Source organism: Exiguobacterium artemiae, assembly GCF_033342815.1.
GTDB classification, from domain to species: Bacteria; Bacillota; Bacilli; order Exiguobacteriales; family Exiguobacteriaceae; genus Exiguobacterium_A; species Exiguobacterium_A artemiae_A.
In genome coordinates, this window is record NZ_JAWPEN010000005.1 from 68,952 (window position 1) to 87,697 (window position 18,746).

The 18,746-nt window shown below is 48.3% G+C and carries 29 protein-coding genes; 12 read left to right on the forward strand and 17 right to left on the reverse strand.

Translation table 11 applies throughout. From position 1 onward, the window contains the following. Positions 1-72 precede the first annotated feature (72 nt). The 3 genes from R7V76_RS06995 to R7V76_RS07005 all read right to left on the reverse strand — a co-directional run bounded on the left by R7V76_RS06995 (position 73) and on the right by R7V76_RS07005 (position 2,468). Positions 73-525 (reverse strand): GNAT family N-acetyltransferase, encoded by a 453-nt coding sequence (locus R7V76_RS06995; RefSeq protein WP_318091866.1) that lies wholly within the window; start codon positions 523-525, stop codon positions 73-75. A 130-nt stretch (positions 526-655) separates the two neighbouring features. Further along, positions 656-1,864: an MFS transporter gene (locus tag R7V76_RS07000; protein ID WP_318091754.1), complete on the reverse strand. Its 1,209-nt coding sequence runs from the start codon at positions 1,862-1,864 to the stop codon at positions 656-658. After that, positions 1,851-2,468, reverse strand: a complete 618-nt coding sequence (locus R7V76_RS07005) for an ArsR/SmtB family transcription factor (protein ID WP_318091755.1) — start codon at positions 2,466-2,468, stop codon at positions 1,851-1,853. The genes R7V76_RS07000 and R7V76_RS07005 overlap by 14 nt, the downstream gene beginning before the upstream one ends. A gap of 161 nt (positions 2,469-2,629) precedes the next feature. On the opposite strand from R7V76_RS07005, the gene R7V76_RS07010 reads away from it, so the two are divergent. After that, positions 2,630-3,049 carry an SRPBCC domain-containing protein gene (locus R7V76_RS07010; RefSeq protein ID WP_318091756.1) on the forward strand — a complete coding sequence of 140 codons (420 nt, stop codon included), beginning with the start codon at positions 2,630-2,632 and terminating at the stop codon, positions 3,047-3,049. A 53-nt stretch (positions 3,050-3,102) separates the two neighbouring features. On the opposite strand, the gene R7V76_RS07015 is transcribed toward R7V76_RS07010, so the two are convergent. From R7V76_RS07015 to R7V76_RS07025, 3 genes are all read right to left on the reverse strand, one after another. Next, on the reverse strand, positions 3,103-4,182 hold the full coding sequence (locus R7V76_RS07015) for a hypothetical protein (RefSeq protein ID WP_318091757.1): 1,080 nt from the start codon (positions 4,180-4,182) through the stop codon (positions 3,103-3,105). Between the two features lie 120 nt (positions 4,183-4,302). Then, positions 4,303-5,034 (reverse strand): AAA family ATPase, encoded by a 732-nt coding sequence (locus R7V76_RS07020; RefSeq protein WP_318091758.1) that lies wholly within the window; start codon positions 5,032-5,034, stop codon positions 4,303-4,305. A gap of 11 nt (positions 5,035-5,045) precedes the next feature. Continuing rightward, a complete protein-coding gene (locus R7V76_RS07025; RefSeq protein WP_318091759.1) occupies positions 5,046-5,765 on the reverse strand; it encodes a hypothetical protein in 720 nt (239 codons plus the stop codon). 154 nt (positions 5,766-5,919) lie between these two features. Between R7V76_RS07025 and R7V76_RS07030 the strand changes: the two genes are divergently transcribed. Both R7V76_RS07030 and R7V76_RS07035 read left to right on the forward strand, forming a co-directional pair. After that, positions 5,920-6,489 carry a PadR family transcriptional regulator gene (locus tag R7V76_RS07030; protein ID WP_318091761.1) on the forward strand — a complete coding sequence of 190 codons (570 nt, stop codon included), beginning with the start codon at positions 5,920-5,922 and terminating at the stop codon, positions 6,487-6,489. Beyond that, entirely contained in the window at positions 6,461-6,925 is a 465-nt protein-coding gene (locus R7V76_RS07035; protein ID WP_318091763.1) for a DUF4188 domain-containing protein, read from the forward strand. Before R7V76_RS07030 ends, R7V76_RS07035 begins: the two co-directional genes overlap by 29 nt. 47 nt (positions 6,926-6,972) lie before the next feature. Here the strand turns inward: R7V76_RS07035 and R7V76_RS07040 are convergent, their stop codons facing one another. Further along, positions 6,973-7,260: a DUF1272 domain-containing protein gene (locus R7V76_RS07040; RefSeq protein ID WP_318091764.1), complete on the reverse strand. Its 288-nt coding sequence runs from the start codon at positions 7,258-7,260 to the stop codon at positions 6,973-6,975. Between the two features lie 20 nt (positions 7,261-7,280). Here R7V76_RS07040 and R7V76_RS07045 point away from each other — a divergent pair, with 20 nt between their 5' ends. Further along, complete coding sequence (locus R7V76_RS07045) at positions 7,281-7,724, forward strand: Lrp/AsnC family transcriptional regulator (protein WP_318091765.1); 444 nt, start codon at positions 7,281-7,283, stop codon at positions 7,722-7,724. Positions 7,725-7,797: 73 nt separating this feature from the next. Here R7V76_RS07045 and R7V76_RS07050 read toward each other — a convergent pair whose 3' ends face one another. After that, on the reverse strand, positions 7,798-8,001 hold the full coding sequence (locus R7V76_RS07050; protein ID WP_318091767.1) for a hypothetical protein: 204 nt from the start codon (positions 7,999-8,001) through the stop codon (positions 7,798-7,800). A 14-nt stretch (positions 8,002-8,015) separates the two neighbouring features. Further along, a complete protein-coding gene (locus tag R7V76_RS07055; RefSeq protein WP_318091768.1) occupies positions 8,016-8,486 on the reverse strand; it encodes a M50 family metallopeptidase in 471 nt (156 codons plus the stop codon). Between the two features lie 102 nt (positions 8,487-8,588). On the opposite strand from R7V76_RS07055, the gene R7V76_RS07060 reads away from it, so the two are divergent. Then, positions 8,589-9,293 carry a serine aminopeptidase domain-containing protein gene (locus tag R7V76_RS07060; protein WP_318091770.1) on the forward strand — a complete coding sequence of 235 codons (705 nt, stop codon included), beginning with the start codon at positions 8,589-8,591 and terminating at the stop codon, positions 9,291-9,293. Positions 9,294-9,340: 47 nt separating this feature from the next. Here the strand turns inward: R7V76_RS07060 and R7V76_RS07065 are convergent, their stop codons facing one another. The 6 genes from R7V76_RS07065 to R7V76_RS07090 all read right to left on the reverse strand — a co-directional run bounded on the left by R7V76_RS07065 (position 9,341) and on the right by R7V76_RS07090 (position 12,594). Next, the gene (locus R7V76_RS07065; protein ID WP_318091771.1) at positions 9,341-9,517 is read right to left on the reverse strand and encodes a hypothetical protein; all 177 of its coding nucleotides are present in this window, start codon (positions 9,515-9,517) and stop codon (positions 9,341-9,343) included. 21 nt (positions 9,518-9,538) lie between these two features. Beyond that, entirely contained in the window at positions 9,539-9,886 is a 348-nt protein-coding gene (locus R7V76_RS07070; RefSeq protein ID WP_318091772.1) for a DUF2200 domain-containing protein, read from the reverse strand. Positions 9,887-10,227: 341 nt separating this feature from the next. Beyond that, entirely contained in the window at positions 10,228-10,524 is a 297-nt protein-coding gene (locus tag R7V76_RS07075; protein WP_318091773.1) for a hypothetical protein, read from the reverse strand. A gap of 1 nt (position 10,525) precedes the next feature. Continuing rightward, positions 10,526-11,158 carry a hypothetical protein gene (locus R7V76_RS07080; protein ID WP_318091774.1) on the reverse strand — a complete coding sequence of 211 codons (633 nt, stop codon included), beginning with the start codon at positions 11,156-11,158 and terminating at the stop codon, positions 10,526-10,528. A gap of 40 nt (positions 11,159-11,198) precedes the next feature. Then, positions 11,199-11,438: a hypothetical protein gene (locus tag R7V76_RS07085; protein WP_318091775.1), complete on the reverse strand. Its 240-nt coding sequence runs from the start codon at positions 11,436-11,438 to the stop codon at positions 11,199-11,201. A gap of 157 nt (positions 11,439-11,595) precedes the next feature. Then, positions 11,596-12,594 carry an NADP-dependent oxidoreductase gene (locus R7V76_RS07090; RefSeq protein WP_318091776.1) on the reverse strand — a complete coding sequence of 333 codons (999 nt, stop codon included), beginning with the start codon at positions 12,592-12,594 and terminating at the stop codon, positions 11,596-11,598. 135 nt (positions 12,595-12,729) lie between these two features. On the opposite strand from R7V76_RS07090, the gene R7V76_RS07095 reads away from it, so the two are divergent. Genes R7V76_RS07095 through R7V76_RS07105 form a run of 3 tightly spaced genes read left to right on the forward strand, consistent with a single transcriptional unit; the run spans position 12,730 to position 14,205 of the window. Continuing rightward, entirely contained in the window at positions 12,730-12,969 is a 240-nt protein-coding gene (locus R7V76_RS07095; protein ID WP_318091777.1) for a hypothetical protein, read from the forward strand. Further along, on the forward strand, positions 12,966-13,763 hold the full coding sequence (locus R7V76_RS07100; protein ID WP_318091778.1) for an aminoglycoside phosphotransferase family protein: 798 nt from the start codon (positions 12,966-12,968) through the stop codon (positions 13,761-13,763). Before R7V76_RS07095 ends, R7V76_RS07100 begins: the two co-directional genes overlap by 4 nt. Positions 13,764-13,821: 58 nt before the next feature. Then, positions 13,822-14,205, forward strand: coding sequence for a YkvA family protein (locus tag R7V76_RS07105; RefSeq protein ID WP_318091868.1), 384 nt, complete (start codon positions 13,822-13,824; stop codon positions 14,203-14,205). A gap of 2 nt (positions 14,206-14,207) precedes the next feature. On the opposite strand, the gene R7V76_RS07110 is transcribed toward R7V76_RS07105, so the two are convergent. After that, complete coding sequence (locus tag R7V76_RS07110) at positions 14,208-14,729, reverse strand: AAA family ATPase (protein WP_131503791.1); 522 nt, start codon at positions 14,727-14,729, stop codon at positions 14,208-14,210. A 161-nt stretch (positions 14,730-14,890) separates the two neighbouring features. Here R7V76_RS07110 and R7V76_RS07115 point away from each other — a divergent pair, with 161 nt between their 5' ends. The 4 genes from R7V76_RS07115 to R7V76_RS07130 are packed head-to-tail and all read left to right on the forward strand — an operon-like array spanning position 14,891 to position 18,276. Then, on the forward strand, positions 14,891-15,244 hold the full coding sequence (locus R7V76_RS07115) for a potassium channel family protein (RefSeq protein WP_318091779.1): 354 nt from the start codon (positions 14,891-14,893) through the stop codon (positions 15,242-15,244). 30 nt (positions 15,245-15,274) lie between these two features. Continuing rightward, positions 15,275-16,933, forward strand: coding sequence for a DUF6044 family protein (locus tag R7V76_RS07120; protein ID WP_318091781.1), 1,659 nt, complete (start codon positions 15,275-15,277; stop codon positions 16,931-16,933). A gap of 12 nt (positions 16,934-16,945) precedes the next feature. After that, on the forward strand, positions 16,946-17,896 hold the full coding sequence (locus R7V76_RS07125; protein WP_318091782.1) for a glycosyltransferase family 2 protein: 951 nt from the start codon (positions 16,946-16,948) through the stop codon (positions 17,894-17,896). Beyond that, positions 17,893-18,276 carry a GtrA family protein gene (locus R7V76_RS07130; protein WP_318091783.1) on the forward strand — a complete coding sequence of 128 codons (384 nt, stop codon included), beginning with the start codon at positions 17,893-17,895 and terminating at the stop codon, positions 18,274-18,276. Before R7V76_RS07125 ends, R7V76_RS07130 begins: the two co-directional genes overlap by 4 nt. Before the next feature lie 40 nt (positions 18,277-18,316). Here the strand turns inward: R7V76_RS07130 and R7V76_RS07135 are convergent, their stop codons facing one another. Further along, the gene (locus tag R7V76_RS07135) at positions 18,317-18,727 is read right to left on the reverse strand and encodes a DUF2231 domain-containing protein (RefSeq protein WP_318091784.1); all 411 of its coding nucleotides are present in this window, start codon (positions 18,725-18,727) and stop codon (positions 18,317-18,319) included. Positions 18,728-18,746 lie beyond the last annotated feature (19 nt).

Genomic DNA, 18,746 nt, shown 5'->3' on the forward strand with positions numbered 1-18,746 from the left:
CGCTTTTTTGTCGTTTTGAATCATTTTCCTGAGACATACTTTGATCCGTCAAGTTGTTTGATAGGAAGACTCTTATATATCCTGAGATAACCGAATCATATCGGTGCACCGGATACCGTTTTCTATGATGTCCTCTTCGTAATGCCGCAAGAAGAAGTTTAAATCGACTCCAACAATACGAAATCCACATTTTTGATAAAGAGCTAACTGGCCAATGCTTGAATTTCCTGTCCCGATTTCGATGGTTGTATATCCCATCGCTTGTGCGGTTTGGATTGCATGTTTCAAGAGATATTTTCCGACGCCGTTGCCTTGATACCGCTCGTCTATTGCAATGTTTACGATTTCGATCGTTTGCGGTCTCGTGGGTAGAAGCACATGCACCCCAATCAGTTGATTTCTTGTTTCAGCAACGAAACAACGACCTCTTTTCAAATATTCTTCGACTAGTTTCTGAGACGGGTCCGCTATCAGCAAGAGCTCCATCGGCGGATTCTCATGAGCTGACAATTGACGGATGTTTATCTCCATAGATGCACACTCCTCACAGTTAGTTTTGATGGAATTGTTCTTCTATTCTTTGTTCCCGTTTCTTCATTTCGACAACTTAAAGTCATATCTTCCCTGAAACAAGATCTGACTTTTTTTGACGCGTTCACCTGATCCGGACGAATGCAGTACATACTACAAAAACGATCCCGCAACCGCAGAAGAAAAGAATCTGTTCGAGACGAATCTCAAACGACAGTGTGAGGGACAGGGCAGCGTAAGACAATGGAACCAGACCGTTTGACGCGGCATTGACAAGGCTCATGACCCGGCCCATCATCTGTGGTCGTGTCGTCGTTTGAATCGTCGTCAAAATGAGGACATTGATGATGGAGGAGATGCCTCCGATTGTCAGCAACAGCAGAATGCCATGCCAGACGTGTCCGATTTGTCCGAGTAATACAAGACCGACTCCAAGCAGACCAATCAGCGACAGCAACAGGCGGAAAGATTGATTGATAAGGTTGCTGAAGCCGATCCAGGCGGCACCAAGCAGCATGCCGAGCTGATACGCGCCTTGGAGATAACTGAGGTCCAGGGCTTGACCTCCTAAAACCCGATCGACGAGTAACGGAATCCCCATCAGCAACGGACCAAAAAAGAAAAAGTTGATGATAATCAGCAGGAAGAGGATCCGTTTTAAGTATGGGTCGGCAAACACATAATGAAATCCTTGAGCAAGTTCAATCCGGGCAGATGTCCGAGTCGGATTGTCGATGGGATGTTCGCGAATGAAAAAGGTACCGAGCGATGCGAGCAAAAGAAACAGTGCAATCGTCAAAAATATGAAGTGGAACGATGAGAAGGTCAGCAGTACGCCGCCAAGCAACGGTCCGGAGAACAAGGCCATCTGATTGGAGGTTTGAAGAATTGAGTTGGCCCGCGTCAGATCTTCTTTTGAAACGAGAAGGGGCAACAGGGACGCACTGGCAGGGGAGAAAAAGGCATCGATGCAACCGAACGTAAACGCAAATAATGCAAGCGGAACAATCGTCAACAGCTCGAAGTGATAGACGGACAGCAACAGCAGAACAAAGGTAAATCGCAGCAGACTGGAATAGCGTAAAATGATCGATTTGTTGAACCGATCAGCAATGACACCGCCAAACACCATTAAAAAAATCCGCGGCAACAACGTCAACATCAAGACGAGACCTAAATACGCATCCAGTTTCAAGACGCGGAGGATATACCACTGCTCGGCAAATAAGTAGGTCGATAAGGCGAGGAAGGAACAGGTACTGGCGAGCCAAAGTGCTCGAAACGAACGATTCCGCAAGAGCGGGTGATGTGGTTTTTGCTCAGTTGCCTGCATGTCCTCCCTCCTCGTCCGCTTGAACTAACGGTGCATCAATCTCAAACGCCGTCGCCATCACGTAATATAATTTTTTATCTGCCTCATCTGCTGATGCATCGTGTTCGACTTCCTGCAATAATTCGCGGTACCGTTTCGTAAACGTCAAGAATTGCTCAGGTGTAAGCCGGAGTTCTTTTTGCAGCGACAGACTTTCCCAGTTCTCGACGTCAGAGGAACCCGGGGTAAACGACCGGTCGGGTGCCGTCAAGACCCGTGTCTTCGCCCGGTCGAGCACTTCAATGTACGACTGGCGTGTCGCCTGTTTTGTCTCGACAAGATTCAGGAGATGGTCGGCCGGAATAAATCCGCGGGCGACTGCCTGATAATACTTCAGGACGTTTCCGCCCCGGACTTCTTCCTCGACAAGCCGAATCAACTGATACTTTTCAAGCTCCCGCAGATGATATAGAATCTTGGCCCGTGAGACATCAAGTTTTTGTGCCAATTGTTGGCCGGTATGCGGCTGTTCAATCAGATACATCAGCATTTTCGTCCGCATTGGATCGCTGATGACTTTCAATTGTTCGTACTGTTCCAAAATTAAAATCGCTTGTTGTTTCATTTATATCACTCCTTTTATTAACCGGTTAACTTTTATTAACTGTAATCTTAGTATACCTGAATAGTTGACAAAATAAACCATTTTAAAAAAGCAGGATTTGTTTCATTCGAACCGAACGTTAAACAAAGAACAGATTTTCTACTGACAAAGGAGTGATTCAAATGGAGCAATCGCAAACACTTGAAATCAACGCCGTCATTCAACGTCCGGTTGCAGACGTCTGGATGTACTGGACGGAAACGGACCACATTAAAGCCTGGAACGCGGCTTCTGACGATTGGCATACGACGGAAGCGACGAATGATGTTCAGGCGGGGGGCCGTTTTTCGAGCCACATGGCAGCCAAAGACGGCAGTATGGAGTTTGACTTCTCCGGTGTCTACCAGGAAGTCATTCTGTATGAAAAACTTGCCTATACGCTCGACGACGGACGGCATGTAACGGTACAGTTTACGGCGAACGGGGAGGAAACGGAAGTCGTGGAAACCTTCGAGGCGGAGTCGGTAAATCCTCCGGAGATGCAACAGGCCGGTTGGCAGGCCATCCTTGACCGGTTCAAGGTTTACGCGGAACAACAGTGAATACGATCAGACAGCAAAAAGCCCGTCCAATCTGGAGCGGGCTTTTCTCGTGTTCAGTTGTTGACTTGAATGATGCGGAAAGACACGGTTCCATCATCCCGGACGACGCTGTAACCAAGTCGACCGTTCGTGAAGACCGGTTTTGAATATTCGCCTTCCTGGTCCGTCAACGGGACGACGGTTCCATTCGACAGGTCCGCATACAGAAGTTGATTGTGTTCTTCCCGAAAGACGATATGATCCGGCGTCAGAAAACAAAACCCGTCAATCAGGTAATACGGTTCGGGGGTCTTGTAACGATAGGAGATATGGTTCGACACGTGAGCTTGAAATCCCGCAGAACCTTCCGCTCCCGTCACCAGATAATGCTGTCCATAGGCGAAATCAAACGGCATCGTCGTTTTTTTGACGGCTTTTCCGGAAAGCGTCGTATAGGCGGTCGTCTTTTCGTCCGCTTTGTATGTTGTTTGATCGAGAAGAATTCCCGCATCACCGTCCCGTAAGTACTGGACATAGTCGCCGCTCCGGGGTGCTGCTTCCTTCACTGTCAGTGTTTTTTGTGTCGTGACGTATCCGGTCGCCGCATCATATTTTTGGACGAGTGACCGGGTCTGATCTTTCTGACTGATGTGCTTGATCCAAGAGACATGTGCCGTCGTGACTTGGAGATCCGGATAAAAACGAGACGATTCTCTTCCATGATCAAGTTGTTGAAGCGAACCGGTTGCTAGGTCCATCATTTCGAGTGTCCAGTTGCTGTCCTTCCCGTTGTCCTGATAACGGATCCAGAACAGTTGTCGTCCGACACCAACCAACTTATAGATGGTTTGGCTCGTCGAATAAAGTTTTTTCAGGTGTCGATCCGTCAGCGAGTAACGGAAAATCGAACTGTTTTTTTCGCTTGAGGCATAAAAGTACACGGCTGCTTCATCGATATAGCTCGGACCGGACAGGTGAGGGTAACGTTGATAGACATCTGTTAAGTCGTAACTTGTACTTGGTCCAAGTGTCGAAAAGCCCTCACTGCGAATTAATTCTGCTGGTGCCGGAATGGGCCGTGTCGGTTCCGGCGGACTGCATCCGATCAGCAGCAGAATGAAACTGGATAAGCTGAGCTTTAAAAAATAAGGCATAGCGGAAAACTCCCGTTCTGTTTTAAGAAAATGAAAACGCTATAAGTGTATAGTGAAATAAATCGATTGCCCTAAAAAAGAAGGAGAGCTTACAAAAATGTAAGAAAAAACACGATCCTCTTAAGGCATCGTGTCGGCACGTTCCGGTTCAGTTGTCTGGTCAAGCATTTTTGTGAACGCAACGTCCGGATCGGTCGTCTGAAACGCATGTAACCAGTCCTGAAAATCACCTTCATATAAAATTAATCCGTCATGCAGGAAGATGACATGGGCATCCGTATGCAGTAGATCATGTAACTGATGCGTTGAGAATAAGCAGGTCCGGCCGTCGGCAATCAGCTTTTCAAAGCGGCGCATGATATGCAGACGTGTCGCCGGATCGACGCCGCTCGTCGGTTCGTCAAACACATAAAGCGAGCGGGGGATCGACGTCAGTAACGTGACGAACAACCACTTTTTTTCGCCGGCCGACATCTTTCCGACCTTGATCTCCCACAGATGATGAAATAAATCAATTTCGCGTTTGCTCTGCAGGAACGCACTGTATGTCGTTTTTTGTTTGAAGCCGTCAAGTCGGGCCAGACGCCCGATAAAAAAGGCGACATCTTTGCCTTTTAATTCATCGGAGTAATAAATTGACTGCGTTAAATACAGAATCTCGGACTGAACCGGAAGTGAAATGTCACCGGCCTGAGGCCGTAGAGCACCGGTCATACAATCAAATAAGGTCGTTTTTCCGGAACCGTTCATTCCGATCAATACATTCAGTTTCTGCGGCTGCAACGTAAAGGTGACATCCTGCAACAACGGACGGGACTTCGGATAGGCAAATTTCACATGTTGAACGAACATCGTTTTCCTCCTCAACGGGTCAGAATGGACAATAAGTTGAAACGCTTGATGGCGAACAGACCGCTCAGTAAATAAACAAGCAGTGCTGTCAGTAAAACCGGACCGTTAACCGCAACATCCAATGCCTTAAAAAATTGCAGGATTTCAAACGCCAGCTGGCGGATCGCATAAAACGGATTCAAGTAACTGAACCAGTGTTCGCTTTGACGGGTCGACAGTAAAAACAAGGGGTACATGACGATATTCGCAAGTGTCGTCATGCTCGAGATCTTAAAAGGAACCAGCGTCAGAAGCGTGCTTGCAAAAGCGAGCGGCAAACTGCCGAGTAAAACAAGCAGGGCAAGTCCGATCAGTTGAAACGAAAACATGCCGGAAACGAGCGATACCGTTACCGTAAAAAAGATGAGACTGGCGGCTGCGAACACCATCTGGACAAGAATCATGGCCAGGATACAGCTCAGTTTACTGCCGGAGATCATGATATAGGTTTTCATCAAGCCGTGTTCCCGCATCCGGGCGAGTTGCAGACCGATTCCGTTCAGATACGTCGATAAGATGATGTAGCCCCAAAACAGCGGGATGAAGGACAGGAAGTCGGCATATGTAAAGTCATTTTGTGTCCCGTATGCCAGTGCAAGCACAAGGGGTAGCCCGATCGTCCATAAAAACGGAATTTTGTCCGTCACCATGATTTTTAAATACAGAATAAAGTAGCTTTGAATCGCGTGCATTCCGCGCCCCCCTTTGTTAATAATTGTAAACAGGGTACCATAACCACGATACAAAAAGGAAGATTCCGTAGAATATTCTGAATATTTGTTTAGTATCGCAGAGACCGGGAATATATATCTAAAAGATACTATCTAAAAGATACAGGAGTGACTTATGCCAAAAGAAAACATGACCCGGTATGCAATTTTAGGATTGCTGGCGAGCGGCTGTACGTCCGGTTACGAAATGAAACAGACGATTGATACGAGCCTCAATCACTTTTGGAAGATCAGCTTCGGTCAGGTCTATCCGATGCTGAAGACATTGGCGCAGGAAGGGTTGATCGTCGAAAAGACCGGAGATGGGGATGACCGGAAGACGTTTGTTCTGACACCGGACGGTGAGGCGGAACTCGGACACTGGGTCCAGGAGCCGACGACCGAACTGCCGGTACAACGGAATGAACTGTTGCTGAAACTCTATTTCGCCCGGCATGAATCGAAGGACACGACAATTCAAAAAATCAATCAACATGCCGCTCTGCTCCGGGAACGATTAGAGACGTACCAGATGATTGAACAATCGATTTTGGCCTACAAAGAGGCGGAGGATGCCATGTATTGGTTGCTGACGCTCGATTACGGCAAACGGAAAACACAAGCTTTGCTCGAATGGTGTGAAGCGTCCGTTCAGACACTCGAAGGAGGAAAAGACGATGAAACGCGTGATCGCAACACCAAATGAAGACGTCGTCGTATTCATCATCGGCTTACGAATCAACCGTCTGCGATCGGTCCGGAAGTGGTGGCCGACCGTCCAGGCGATGACCCCGATGATTGAGGAATGTTATGAGCAGCAGGTTGGTTTGTTGTCGCATGAGATGCTCGTCGGTTGGCGGTCGGTCACGTTGATTCAGTATTGGCGTTCCTCCGACGCTCTGATTGCCTACTCGCACGGCAACCGCCACCTGACTGCCTGGAAACAATTTAATCAGTCGGCGCGGGCAAGTCATGCCGTCGGGATTTTCCATGAAACGTTTGAAATCGGCAACTACGAGACGATGTATGTCAATCTGCCGTCACGGGGACTGGCGAAAGCAGTCGGCGAAAGTACAATTCAGAAACACCAGGAACAGGCGAAGGACCGCCTCGCGGAACGCAAGGTGGCGACACGTGAATAACGAACGAAGGGAGCGGATTCCAATGATCCGCTCCCTTGCTGTATGTATTATTGTTCTACCCGGACTAATGTTTCGCCGCAATTTTGACAAATCGAATTCAGTGTTTCGGTACACTCTTTACAAAAGGTACAGTTGTGCGAACAATGATACGTTTCCTGACCTTCTTCAAATGTCTCCGCACAGCGGGTACAGTTTGTTGCCTGCATGTCGTTCACCTCACTTATGTTTGATCTGTCTTCATTGTACGAAAGCAGAACATAACCGGACAGACGATTTTCCTTGGAATTCAGTAGCTTCACCTGAAAATGAATGGTAATTTTAAGATATGTCTTCATAATATTAGGAGGGTTGAAAAATGGACGAAATTGATTATGCGATTATCCAAACCTTGCAGGCAGATGGACGGATGTCCTGGACGGAACTCGGCAAAACAGTAGGTCTGTCGACACCGGCCGTCAACGAGCGCGTCAAGAAACTCGAGGACCGTGGTGTCATCGAAGGGTACCGCGCCGTCATCAATCCTGTTGCGCTTGAGAAAACCATCATGGCGATTTTGATGTTTGAAGATACAAAATGCGACGCGTTTATCGCATTTTGCAAGGAGCATCCGGATGTCGTCGAGTGCCACCGGCTCGCCGGAACGTTTAACTTCATGGTCAAATTGTATACGCCGTCGGTCGAGACACTGGAAACGTTTATCGATGCTTCGATGAAGTATGGAAAGCCGTCGACCTGGATCCGATTGTCGTCACCTGTTGCGTTTAAAGCGTTTACGGTCGGAGATGGGATTTTGATTTGATGTTGTAATTCAGTAAAAAAAACGGCTATCTCCTGAACTCTTAAAGGAAATAACCATATGATCATGTTTTAAGTTAAGTACAACACCTCGTTGCTTCTTCGACCTGATTTTCCGGAATCAGGACTTGGCCGTCTTTGACCGTAAACTCAATATCATGAGCTTTCAACCGCTCGATTTGAGCCGGTGTCTCTTCTCCCCATGGAACGGTTTTCGGTTGCTCGGAAGAGTTACACCCGACGAGTACTAAACTGCTTGCGAGCAATAAGGGTCTCAGCATGAATTCATCTCCTGTCAGTCAGTCCGTGAGTTCTTGTTAAAGAACAACCGTTTTAATTGCAGTCCGTCACTTGGAAAGCCACTAGTCAACCGAATGGGAATCAGATTAAATAAGGTGAAAATGATGGATACCTGAATAAACGGTGGCGCCAGCAGATTCATAACCGGACTTGGAAAAAGCTGACTTAATCCGGCGACGAACGTTCCGGCGATAAAATTGGCGCCAATACCGCCGAGTAATACAACAGCTCGTTGTCCACGACTGAGCGAAATCGCTGACGGTTGAGACCGGTGCAGTCCTTCCCAAATTTGCTTTCGGGCGATGGAAAAATGACCGATTTGTAAGAATGGTTCACCTTTTCCGATGGAAATTGATTGTAAGCGCAGACCGACTAAGCGGGCGGCGAATGCATGCCCGTACTCATGCAGAATCAGACTCGGTAAGTAAAAGGCAAGCATGATTAAATTAAATAAAAGGAAATGCATGTTTCTCCTCCTCTCATCCATAAACATAACAAAAAATGGATATTTCAAGCAACTTACATAATTGTCATTTATTTATTAAAGATTAAAAAGGAGACGTGTTAAATGAACCTGTTAACTGATTTCACTCTGCCGCTCCGGACATTTCCAGCTCAGCGTCAGGATTACCGCAAAATCATCTGTTTGTACCACGGCTGGGGATCAAGCGTGACAAAATATGAAGACTTCGCCCGGATGCTTTCGGAACAAGGGTTTACGGTCATTGTGCCGGAACTGCACTTGCATGACAGCCGCGATCGGCTGGAGGCATACTTTGACCGCGGTGTCGTCGAACAACATTTCTGGCAGATTGTTTTTCAGAGTATTGAGGAGTCCGTTACGCTCGTGAAGCAGTTAAACGCAACACAAGCAGACATCATCTGGCTTGGTGTCTCGATGGGCGGATTCATCGCGAGCGGTATCGCTGCGAAACAACAGGGCAGTGCCGGGGTAATCAATATTAACGGCTCCGGATCTTTTTTGTTTTCGGAACAGCTTTTCCGGAGGCGCGACAACAGAGCTGATTTGACAATGGAAGAAGAACAACGTTTGCAGGCGTATGATCCTGTCCTGCAAGCATCGTCCGTACCGACGTTATTCGTTCATGGTCAATGCGACACGGTCATTCCGATCGAGACGCAGGAACACTGCGTGCAGCAGGCAACGGACCTGAATCGTGATTTGACGTTCCTGACGTATCCGTCCATCAATCATACGGTATCCGATCAGATGATTTCAGATGTTCTGCTTTGGTTAAATCAGCGCTTTTAACGTTAGACAGAAGAACCGGACACCTGCCTGAGGTGCCCGGTTTTTTGTTACTGCGTGATTAGAAGGGACGCCGTACCAAAAAGAATGATCAAAGATGTAAAAACGGCTTTGGAGCGGGGAGACAGCTGGATACCTCGTTGTTTTTTCTGAACATAGACATAGCCGTACAGAACGCTTATCACCAGTGTCGCGATGGCGAAGCATGACGCAATCGTTGTCAGCATATGGGTGGTCCTCCTTGTGTTCTACCGTAGAATTTTTTCAAGAGCCTTTCCTTTCGCCAGTTCATCAATCAGCTTGTCGAGATAGCGAATTTCCCGCATTAACGGCTCCTCGACGTCTTCGACCCGGACGCCGCAGACGACACCTTTGATTAAAAAACGACGTTCCTGCATTCGGGGTGCATCGGCAAAAAAACGTTCAAATGTCGTCTGATCCGTCGCTAATGCGGCGAGCTGCTGTTCCGAGTAGCCGGTCAGCCAGGAAATGATCGTATCGACTTCCTGTTTCGTCCGATCTTTCCGTTCCGCTTTCTTAATATAAAGCGGATAGACACTCGAAAAGGCTGTCGTATACAAACGGTGTTTCGTCATCGTACTCCCTCCTTGAACCTAATTATTACCAGAAGTGTAGCATATCGAACGCTTTGATTCGACACCCGAATAAACAACAGACCATCCTGTTCAGATGAACAGGATGGTCTGTATTCAATCATTTTTTCAAATCGATGACATGGAATTCAATCTGTGCTCCGTCTGATACAGCATACGCCAATTTTCCGATCGCATAAATCGGCTTGGATGTCGTATCAGCCATATCCGTTAAAGGAGCGACGATCCCATACGCAAGATCGGCGTACCAAAGTTTTGATATGCTCTCCCGGAAAATGACGTGGTCAGCAGACAAAAAGCGGAACGCGTCAACCGTCAGCCAGTTATCGGCCGGTTTGAACTGGTAAGCTGTTTTTTTGCGCCTTTTTGTTTATGAAGATGGCCGATCCTTCTTCACCGGTCGCGACATACTTTTTGCTGTGCTCAAAATCAATCAGCCCGTTCATCCGTCGTTTGAACGTGCCGTCAAACGTCTCGAGTGTCGGTGTTTGATGACCGTTCTTAATATGCAAAATCAGTCCAGCATCGCTCCGGCGGAAGTCAAACGGGTACTGACCTTGCCGCTTGTCACCTTTCTTTAAAATATACTGCTGATGAATGATGAGCGTGTCTTCCGCCACATCAAACGACTTTCGTTCGGGTCGGTGTCGCTTCCTGTGTCATCCAGGAGATTCGTTTTGAGGAGGCATCGAGATAAGGAATCGCCGTATTATAACGGCTGATGCCCTGATCCAGCGTATCGATGTTTCCCGTCTTTAAGTCCATCGAACGAATCGTCCATTTTTGTCCCGACTTGGTCGGATTGGATTCGACCCAAAACAGGTAATGCGATATCCCGGTCATCATACCGATGGTCCGGTTGACTGTATGCAATACTTGATTATCGTTCGAGCCTTGGCTGTACCGGTAAATGTAGCTTTTACTGGCGGTATCACTCGTTTGTTTAACGTGCCTACAGTAGATCGATTGCTGATACAGATAATCCGGCGCAATGAGGACGCTTTGTCCGGTAAAGAATGGGCTCAGATTGTATGTCTGATGGTTGCCAAGCGTAACCATTTCCGATTGTCTTTTCAGCGGCATGTATTTTCCATAGTCAGACAACGGGGCACTGACCGGTTCAACGGTTGGCGCAGATTGAGCCGAATCTGCCGGAACTTTCGGGTACTGCTTCGTAACAGGCGAATCGGTGCATCCTGCCGTGACGACACACGTCAGCATCAACGCCGCTGCATAGAAAGTTTTCCGGGACATAGTAGGTGGTCTCCTTTAACGTTAAGTAAGGGAATCGAGCTCAACGGCAGTTTTGTTTCATTCGCCAACGCATCGAGACTAAACAAGCGGAAATACCGGACAAGGTGACTAAATAGAAACAGACGGCGAAAGCAAACTCGCCATAATCCTCCAGACTGGCAAACGGATTCCCCATAATAAACGGGTTGGGTAACGCACCAATCAAAAACAGCGGAATGAACAGCAGGAAAAACCGTTTCCAGAAATAATACTTATACGGCGTTCCGGTCCGGACGTCCATCAGTGTACTCCTTTCCAACTTCAGAAATTTTATCCTATATTTAACATATTATATCATTTATAGTTTTGTCAGATAAAAAGATTTCAAGAAGTCATCAACGAAAAAACGGTCAGGAAGTCCCCAGCTTGGCTGTTGTTTTCCTGACCGTTTAACCGGCTTATTTAATTTGTAAGACGACTTTTCCTTTCGCACGACCGGACTCGGAATACTCGAGCGCAGCCTGTGCTTCTTCAAACGGATAAATGCGGTCGATTACCGGTTTGATTTGTCCCGTCTCAATCCACTCTGAGATGTGTTCCAGTTGGCGTCCGCTCGGTCGCATGAACAAAAACGTGTATGTAACACGATGCTTCCGTTCGAGCCATGTCTCGCGAAGGGTCAACAGGCGGAATAGATTGGTCTTTAGGAAGCCGGACCGGTAGGACTTCCCAAACCGGCCGTTCGGTAGCCCGGAAATCGAGACGATTTGTCCGCCCGGACGGACGATTTTAAAGGAACGCCGGAGCGTCTCACCGCCGATTGTATCGTAGACACCGTCATAATCATGCAGGATTTCGTCAAATGCGGCCGTTCGATAATCGATGATTTCATCAGCTCCGAGCGATGCGACGAGGTCATGTCCGGCGGGACTCGCCGTCGTTGCGACGTACAAGCCCATTGCTTTCGCCAGTTGAATGGCAAACGTTCCGACTCCGCCTGCGCCTGCCTGGATCAGGATCTTCTGTCCCGGCGTCGCTTGTAAGACGTCGTGTAGTGCCTGATAGGATGTCAAGCCGACGAGCGGGATGGAGGCCGCTTCCTCAAAGGAGAGCGACGCCGGTTTTAAGGCAAGCATCTGTTCATCGATCGCAATGTATTCCGCAAAGGTCCCGATTCGATTTTTCTCGGCCCGGCCGTACACCGCGTCGCCGACTTGAAACCGGGTCACGGCAGATCCGACTTCAGTTACGATACCGGAAAAGTCATTTCCGAGAATCAGCGGAAACTGATACGGAATCAACAACTTGACATCACCGTCCCGAATCTTAAAATCAACCGGATTAATGCTCGCCGCGTGAATCTCGACAAGGACATCATGCGGGTTGACAGCCGGACGCGGTTGTTCGGTTTGTACGAGCGGAACCTGTCCGTATTTTGAAATCGTCATCGCTTTCATGAGAATCCTCTCCATTTCCTGGTGCTTCTGCTTTTAGTCTACCAGTTGATCCAACATCCGAACACTTTGAGCGATTCATCGAGTCATGATAAGCTAATCTGGAACAGGAAAAATTTGGAGTTTGGGGTGAGTAAGATGAACAAGACAGGAGAACGGTTGTTACGGCTGTGGATACGGGTGCCGCGGTTCGTTAAACGGATGGTGCCGCTCAGTCTGACATTGTACGTCCTCTTACTGATTGTCTCGAACGGAATAACAACGCTTCTTCATTTTAATATCGGGTTGGTTTCGTGGCGCGATCTCATCATCAGTTTAGCCGGAGCAGCGATTCTTGTTCCGGTAATCAATCGCTCGAAAGGGGAAGATCTAACATGAAACAATCGGAGCAGGAAGAACCATTGATGGGCGGGAATGTATCCGACGTCTCGCGGATCGGGGAGACGGTCAGACGGGAACAGAAACCGGAGAGTCTTCGTGTCCACCGGGTACTGCATCATCTTGAGAAGAACGGTTTTGAAGGAAGCCCGCGCTTTTTAGGAATTGATTCACAGGACCGTGAAATCCTGTCCTTCATCGAAGGAGAGGCCGGGAATTATCCGCTTCAGCCGTATATGCGGTCAGACCGTGCCCTCGAGGCGACGGCACGGTTGTTAAGGGGCTACCATGATGCCATCGTTGATTTTCCGGTACCAAACGATTGGCAGCCGCTCGACGGAACGCCGGAACCGCTCGAACTCATCTGTCATAATGACTTCGCTGTCTATAACCTGATCTTCCGAAACGAACAACCGGTCGGAATCATCGATTTTGACGTTGCTGCCCCGGGACCGCGGATTTGGGATCTGGCCTACACGCTTTATACCTGTGTTCCGTTAAGCCGGCATCAGATGACGGATGACGGTGAACCGAAGCTTTATGATTCAGTCGAAGACCAGGAGCGGATTGGACGACGAATTGAGCTGTTTTTGTCCGCGTACGGGACACCGGAACTGACGAGCATGTTATACGAGACGGTTTTACTTCGTGTGGAGGCATTGATTAAAATCATTCATCGGAAAGCAGCGGAAGGCGACGAGGCCTTCCAACGAATGATCGAAGAGGGGCATGTCACGCATTACGAACAAGAACTCGATTTTCTCAAACGCGAGGGAGCCGACTGGTTCCGGTGAACCGGAAATATCGAACGGGTTACCACCGGTTCAAATGGACGAAGAATGGAGAATCATCATGTTGGAAAAATTGAAGGATACCGCGAAAAAATTAAAAAAGCAGATTTTCATTCTGTATTTTGCCTATCAGGACGAACGGGTCGCCTGGTATACCAAAGTATTTACGGCCTCTGTCGTCGCGTATGCGTTCAGTCCGATTGACTTGATCCCGGATTTCATCCCGGTATTAGGTTATCTAGACGACATCATTCTTGTCCCATTAGGCATCCTGCTTGCGTTAAGGATGTTACCGCAGGAAGTCATCGACGACTGTACCGTCAAGGCAGAACAACGGCTCGGAACGGATAAACCGAAAAATTGGCTTGTCGGCGCGTTGATCCTGTTGCTTTGGTGTGGGCTGACCATCTGGATAGGTCTACAGATTTACGATGCCGTCCGATAAGCTCAGATCAATAGTTTCTGATAGGCGGATTTGATTTGTTTGTACATGGCGTCTGTCGACAACGTGGCATCGATTTGAATGACGGGAGATGCGGATTGTTCCATTTGGAGACGGTGCTCAGCGAATGTCCCAATCATCTCCGGATCAGTCGCCGTCAAATACGTCCGGCACCAATCGAGAAATTCATTGGATTCGTTGAAATCGGGATAGCGTTCTTGTTCCCGCTTGATTAAGCGGTTCATCCTTGTGTTTTCATCTAAACGTAAAAAAACAAGCAATTCCCGGTCGGCAAAACCGTCGGGATTCCATGAGAACACGGAGCCGGATACAATGTAGTGCCGATGTTGTTCGATATCCGATCTGTATAACGCATAACGTTCGGCAATCGACCGTTTTTCGGTAAAGGTGCGGTCCTTCCACAGGTAATGATCCGTGTCGATCCAGTGAATGTTTTCGTGACGTGCCATCCATTCTCCGAGCGTACTTTTGCCGGTGCCGGAACCACCGATGATCTGAATCCGCAAGGGGTAACCTCCTTAGCGCATAAGGCGCAGTTGATGTAAACGATTTTACCATAGCAGGCAGGGAGAAGACGGAAGAATCGTTCTCCCTTTTTTCGGGTATTTGTCTAACAGATAAGCAAAACAGCGGACGATCGTGTTTACCTGTGAAGGGGGCAGTGAGGATGATTCCGTTTTTCATCTTGATGCGCAACATGTACCACGTGTTACGTATCCTGTTTCGGCAAGACGAGCAAAAAGCCGTCATGTTCTCTGTCGCTTTTCTCCTTGCAGTCGGGATGTTTTTTTACCACGGCGCGGAGGAATTGAGTTATCTCGATGCATTGTATTTTTCCGTCATGACGCTGTCGACGGTCGGCTATGGCGATATTCATCCCGTCACGCCGATCGGCAAGATTTTTACGATGGGGTATGTCCTGCTCGGAATCGGTGTCATCAGTGCCCTGATCGTCAATTTTAACCGTGCGTTAAAAGAATTTCATGCCAGCAAAGACTCGGCGAAGCAGAAGAAATCATAGGAGCCAAACTTATAGAGGGGAGTATGTTACATGAAGCGACAGGAGCTGGTTGGGGTTGGCGCAGGACTGGTCTTGGTCCTCTGCTATTTGTTGCCGCTCATCTGGTTCGGTGAACAGGCACACATTCGAATCCATGACAATTTGGATTCCAATGTCGTCTGGTATAAAAATTTAGTCGAGTCAGGAAGCGTTCATGCCGGCTTACAGGACACTGTGCCGAATCTGGTCGGAGGGAATGTCTCACGAAATGCCTTCGTCAGTGAATGGACAGGGATCGTGTGGCTGTATGAATGGTTCACCCCTTACACGGCCTATGTCATCAGTCAGACCTTAATCCGAATCTTTGCCTTCCTAGGCTTATATTTTCTGTTACGGGATCAACTGAAGCTTCAACTACCGCGCCACGTCATCGTGCTTGTGTCGGTTTTGTTCGCCTGGACACCGGTTTGGCCGTCCGGGATGCTCAGTACGCTTGGGATGCCGCTATTGTTATGGGCTTACTTAAACCTGTGGCAGAAAAGACGGATCGGACCGAGTATCGTCACACTGGTGCTTGTCCCGTTTTACTCGAGCTTCGTTCTCGGGATCGTATTTTTCTTGGCTTTATTAGTCCTGTTCGGTTTGTACAGGGAATGGCGTCACAAATCGTTCCACGCTTTATTTTGGTCGGCATATGCAGCACAGGTCCTGCTCTACCTTCTGATTGAATACCGGTTGGTCTATTCGATGTTATGGGAAAGTGACGTGACAAGCCGCGACCAGTTTGATATCGGTCATAACGGATTCTGGCGGACGATCCGCCTGTTTTTCAAACAATTTGTGTTGGGTCATACGCATGCCGAGGCGGCACAGACGCCGGTCCTCCTGGTGTTGATTCTTAGTGTCTTAATCGCCGCCGTTCACCGAAAAGATCCGACTGTCCGTTGGTTGAAACAAGGCCTGGTGTTACTTGCCGGATTATCGTTGTGGTACGCCGGTTGGTTTTACACGGGATGGCAACCGTTGAAAGAACGGATTCACGTGATGCAGACGTTTAATTTTGCCCGATTTCATTTTATCGAACCGATGCTCTGGTATATCCTGTTCGCATTGGCACTGGATTGGTTATGGCGGCGTTCCCGTCAACGTTTGGTTCTTGTCGCAGTCCTGTTACAGGCAGTCGTCCTGTTGATTTGGAATCCGGAAATCATTTACCGGAACCAGCCGAGTTTCAGTGAATTTTATGCGGTCCAACAGTTTTCGCAGATTCAGTCGTACATCGGAAAGCCGATCGACACGTATCAGGTCGTTTCGTTAGGCTTGCACCCGGCAATCGCACAGTATAACGGCTTTCGGACACTGGACGGATACGTCAACTTTTACCCGCTGACCTATAAACAGAAATTCAGAACGATCATTAAAGGGGAGCTGAATAAAAGTCCCGAGCTGAAGCACTACTTTGACGACTGGGGGAATCGGGTCTATATCTATTCCGCGGAACTGGGAAAAAACTATGACTATACGAAGACGAATCAACAGCCCGTCCGTCAGTTGGATATCAATACCGTTCAGCTGAAACGAATGGGCGGAGATTATTTGTTGTCGGCAGTCCCGATTGAAAATGCCCCATCGCTTGGTCTGAAATTTGAGAAAATGTTTCGTGACAAGCAATCAGCCTGGATCATTTACTTGTATCGTGTCGCGCCTTAAGGAGGTTATTCCATGTCGGAAGCACCGGTTCTCGGTATCGTCATTCCTTGTTACAACGAGTCGGAAGTGTTGCCGCTGACGATTGAAGCCTTTCAGGAACGATTGTCAGAATGGATTTCGACGGGGCAACTGTCCGAACGATCATTTGTTTTTTTCATTGATGATGGCAGTCGGGATGATACGTGGCGGCAAATTGAACAGATTCATCAGTTGGATCAGCGGTTTCGGGGAATCAAACTGGCACATAATGTCGGGCACCAGCACGCACTTCACGCCGGATTGATGGAAGCCTATGAAGGAGCAGACTGTCTCGTCTCGGTTGATGCCGATTTGCAGGACGATCTCGGAATCATTCAATCTTTCCTGCAACGATTCCGGGACGGAGCGGATATCGTCTATGGGGTCCGGATCGACCGGACAAGTGACAGCTGGTTTAAACGGACGTCCGCCCAGTGGTTTTACCGGGTTGAAAAAATGCTTGGAGTCGAAACGGTTTACAATCATGCCGACTACCGGTTGATGAGCCGGCGGGCAGTTGCAGCATTGGCCAGTTATCCGGAACGGAATCTGTATCTGCGCGGACTTGTTCCGACGCTCGGTTTTCGGACAGAGGAAGTACCATATGCCCGGGTGGAGCGCCCGGCCGGCGAATCAAAATATCCGCTCCGGAAGATGCTTGGATTAGCGTGGGACGGCGTGACTTCATTCAGCGTCCGACCGATCAAACTGCTGTTTTTCCTGTCGTTGTTCATGGTTCTCGTGTCCATCGGTTTTGTCGGATATACGTTGTACCGGTTTGCGGAAGGAGAGACGATGAGCGGCTGGGCGTCCTTGATGCTATCGATCTGGTTCATTGGCGGCATACAGCTGTTCGGAATCGGATTGATCGGCGAATATGTCGGTAAAATTTTTAACGAAGTCAAACGGCGGCCCTCCTACACGGTCGAGGAGACGTTAAAATGACCGGTAAAATCCTGCGTTTCTTATTGGTCGGTCTCGTCAACACGCTGATTGGACTTGGTGTGACGCTTTTGCTGTATCACGGATTTCGAACAGGATACTGGTTCGCGACGGCACTCGGAAACGGATGCGGAATCGTAGTCAGTTATCTGCTGAATCGCCGGTTTACGTTTTCAGCGAAGACCAGCTTAAAAAACGACTGGCTGCGTTTTTTGATGGTCGTACTCCTGAGCTACCTGATTGCCTATCGGCTCAGTTTGTACGTAATCGATTTCTTTCTTCCGTCATTTGGCGGAACGGGAGCGATTCTTGTCGGAATGATCCTGTATACCGTTCTGAATTTCATCGGCCAAAATTATTGGGTATTCAAAAAGCCAAGCTGATTACATTCTCAAAACGAGAACAGAATCAGCTTGGCTTGTCTTATTTTACATATACCATCTGTCCGCCGAGATGTCCGGCGTAAGCGAGAAGTCCGCTTCCAATCAGAGCGACGAGCAGACTGGCAATCAGCAACGCTTGTTTTTTTGAGCGATAGTGCAACAAAAGCAGGACGAGCGATAAACCAAACGTCAACAGACTGTACAAGGCGAAGTCTTCATGCGTATGAATGGCATCCCGTGCCACGTTCAACTGACTTTCAGCAAATTCCTCTGCGCCGTCTCCTGTTAGGTACGCGGCAATACCGGACAATAACCCGGCAACTAACGTAATCAGCGAAAAGGGTTTTAGTTGCGTCCACTTTAAGCTGCCGAGAAGCAACAGGGTCGCGAACAGCAAAAGACCAATCGGCATGTGCACAAGTAACGGATGAAGCGGAATTCCACCTAACATCAAAACGTCCTCCTCTGAC

What these genes read in the sequence shown, in the direction of transcription:
- R7V76_RS07095 (WP_318091777.1), top strand. Translation starts at nt 12,730, where the DNA reads ATGAACAAGACAGGAGAACGGTTGTTACGGCTGTGGATACGGGTGCCG.
- R7V76_RS07085 (WP_318091775.1), bottom strand. Translation starts at nt 11,438, where the DNA reads ATGGACGTCCGGACCGGAACGCCGTATAAGTATTATTTCTGGAAACGG.
- R7V76_RS07015 (WP_318091757.1), bottom strand. Translation starts at nt 4,182, where the DNA reads ATGCCTTATTTTTTAAAGCTCAGCTTATCCAGTTTCATTCTGCTGCTG.
- R7V76_RS07125 (WP_318091782.1), top strand. Translation starts at nt 16,946, where the DNA reads ATGTCGGAAGCACCGGTTCTCGGTATCGTCATTCCTTGTTACAACGAG.
- R7V76_RS07080 (WP_318091774.1), bottom strand. Translation starts at nt 11,158, where the DNA reads ATGTCCCGGAAAACTTTCTATGCAGCGGCGTTGATGCTGACGTGTGTC.
- R7V76_RS07130 (WP_318091783.1), top strand. Translation starts at nt 17,893, where the DNA reads ATGACCGGTAAAATCCTGCGTTTCTTATTGGTCGGTCTCGTCAACACG.
- R7V76_RS07035 (WP_318091763.1), top strand. Translation starts at nt 6,461, where the DNA reads ATGAAACGCGTGATCGCAACACCAAATGAAGACGTCGTCGTATTCATC.
- R7V76_RS07090 (WP_318091776.1), bottom strand. Translation starts at nt 12,594, where the DNA reads ATGAAAGCGATGACGATTTCAAAATACGGACAGGTTCCGCTCGTACAA.
- R7V76_RS07020 (WP_318091758.1), bottom strand. Translation starts at nt 5,034, where the DNA reads ATGTTCGTTCAACATGTGAAATTTGCCTATCCGAAGTCCCGTCCGTTG.
- R7V76_RS07010 (WP_318091756.1), top strand. Translation starts at nt 2,630, where the DNA reads ATGGAGCAATCGCAAACACTTGAAATCAACGCCGTCATTCAACGTCCG.
- R7V76_RS07050 (WP_318091767.1), bottom strand. Translation starts at nt 8,001, where the DNA reads ATGCTGAGACCCTTATTGCTCGCAAGCAGTTTAGTACTCGTCGGGTGT.
- R7V76_RS07120 (WP_318091781.1), top strand. Translation starts at nt 15,275, where the DNA reads ATGAAGCGACAGGAGCTGGTTGGGGTTGGCGCAGGACTGGTCTTGGTC.
- R7V76_RS07115 (WP_318091779.1), top strand. Translation starts at nt 14,891, where the DNA reads ATGATTCCGTTTTTCATCTTGATGCGCAACATGTACCACGTGTTACGT.
- R7V76_RS07040 (WP_318091764.1), bottom strand. Translation starts at nt 7,260, where the DNA reads ATGAAGACATATCTTAAAATTACCATTCATTTTCAGGTGAAGCTACTG.
- R7V76_RS07135 (WP_318091784.1), bottom strand. Translation starts at nt 18,727, where the DNA reads ATGTTAGGTGGAATTCCGCTTCATCCGTTACTTGTGCACATGCCGATT.
- R7V76_RS07060 (WP_318091770.1), top strand. Translation starts at nt 8,589, where the DNA reads ATGAACCTGTTAACTGATTTCACTCTGCCGCTCCGGACATTTCCAGCT.
- R7V76_RS07100 (WP_318091778.1), top strand. Translation starts at nt 12,966, where the DNA reads ATGAAACAATCGGAGCAGGAAGAACCATTGATGGGCGGGAATGTATCC.
- R7V76_RS07025 (WP_318091759.1), bottom strand. Translation starts at nt 5,765, where the DNA reads ATGCACGCGATTCAAAGCTACTTTATTCTGTATTTAAAAATCATGGTG.
- R7V76_RS07055 (WP_318091768.1), bottom strand. Translation starts at nt 8,486, where the DNA reads ATGCATTTCCTTTTATTTAATTTAATCATGCTTGCCTTTTACTTACCG.
- R7V76_RS07105 (WP_318091868.1), top strand. Translation starts at nt 13,822, where the DNA reads ATGTTGGAAAAATTGAAGGATACCGCGAAAAAATTAAAAAAGCAGATT.
- R7V76_RS07070 (WP_318091772.1), bottom strand. Translation starts at nt 9,886, where the DNA reads ATGACGAAACACCGTTTGTATACGACAGCCTTTTCGAGTGTCTATCCG.
- R7V76_RS07005 (WP_318091755.1), bottom strand. Translation starts at nt 2,468, where the DNA reads ATGAAACAACAAGCGATTTTAATTTTGGAACAGTACGAACAATTGAAA.
- R7V76_RS07030 (WP_318091761.1), top strand. Translation starts at nt 5,920, where the DNA reads ATGCCAAAAGAAAACATGACCCGGTATGCAATTTTAGGATTGCTGGCG.
- R7V76_RS07000 (WP_318091754.1), bottom strand. Translation starts at nt 1,864, where the DNA reads ATGCAGGCAACTGAGCAAAAACCACATCACCCGCTCTTGCGGAATCGT.
- R7V76_RS07045 (WP_318091765.1), top strand. Translation starts at nt 7,281, where the DNA reads ATGGACGAAATTGATTATGCGATTATCCAAACCTTGCAGGCAGATGGA.
- R7V76_RS07065 (WP_318091771.1), bottom strand. Translation starts at nt 9,517, where the DNA reads ATGCTGACAACGATTGCGTCATGCTTCGCCATCGCGACACTGGTGATA.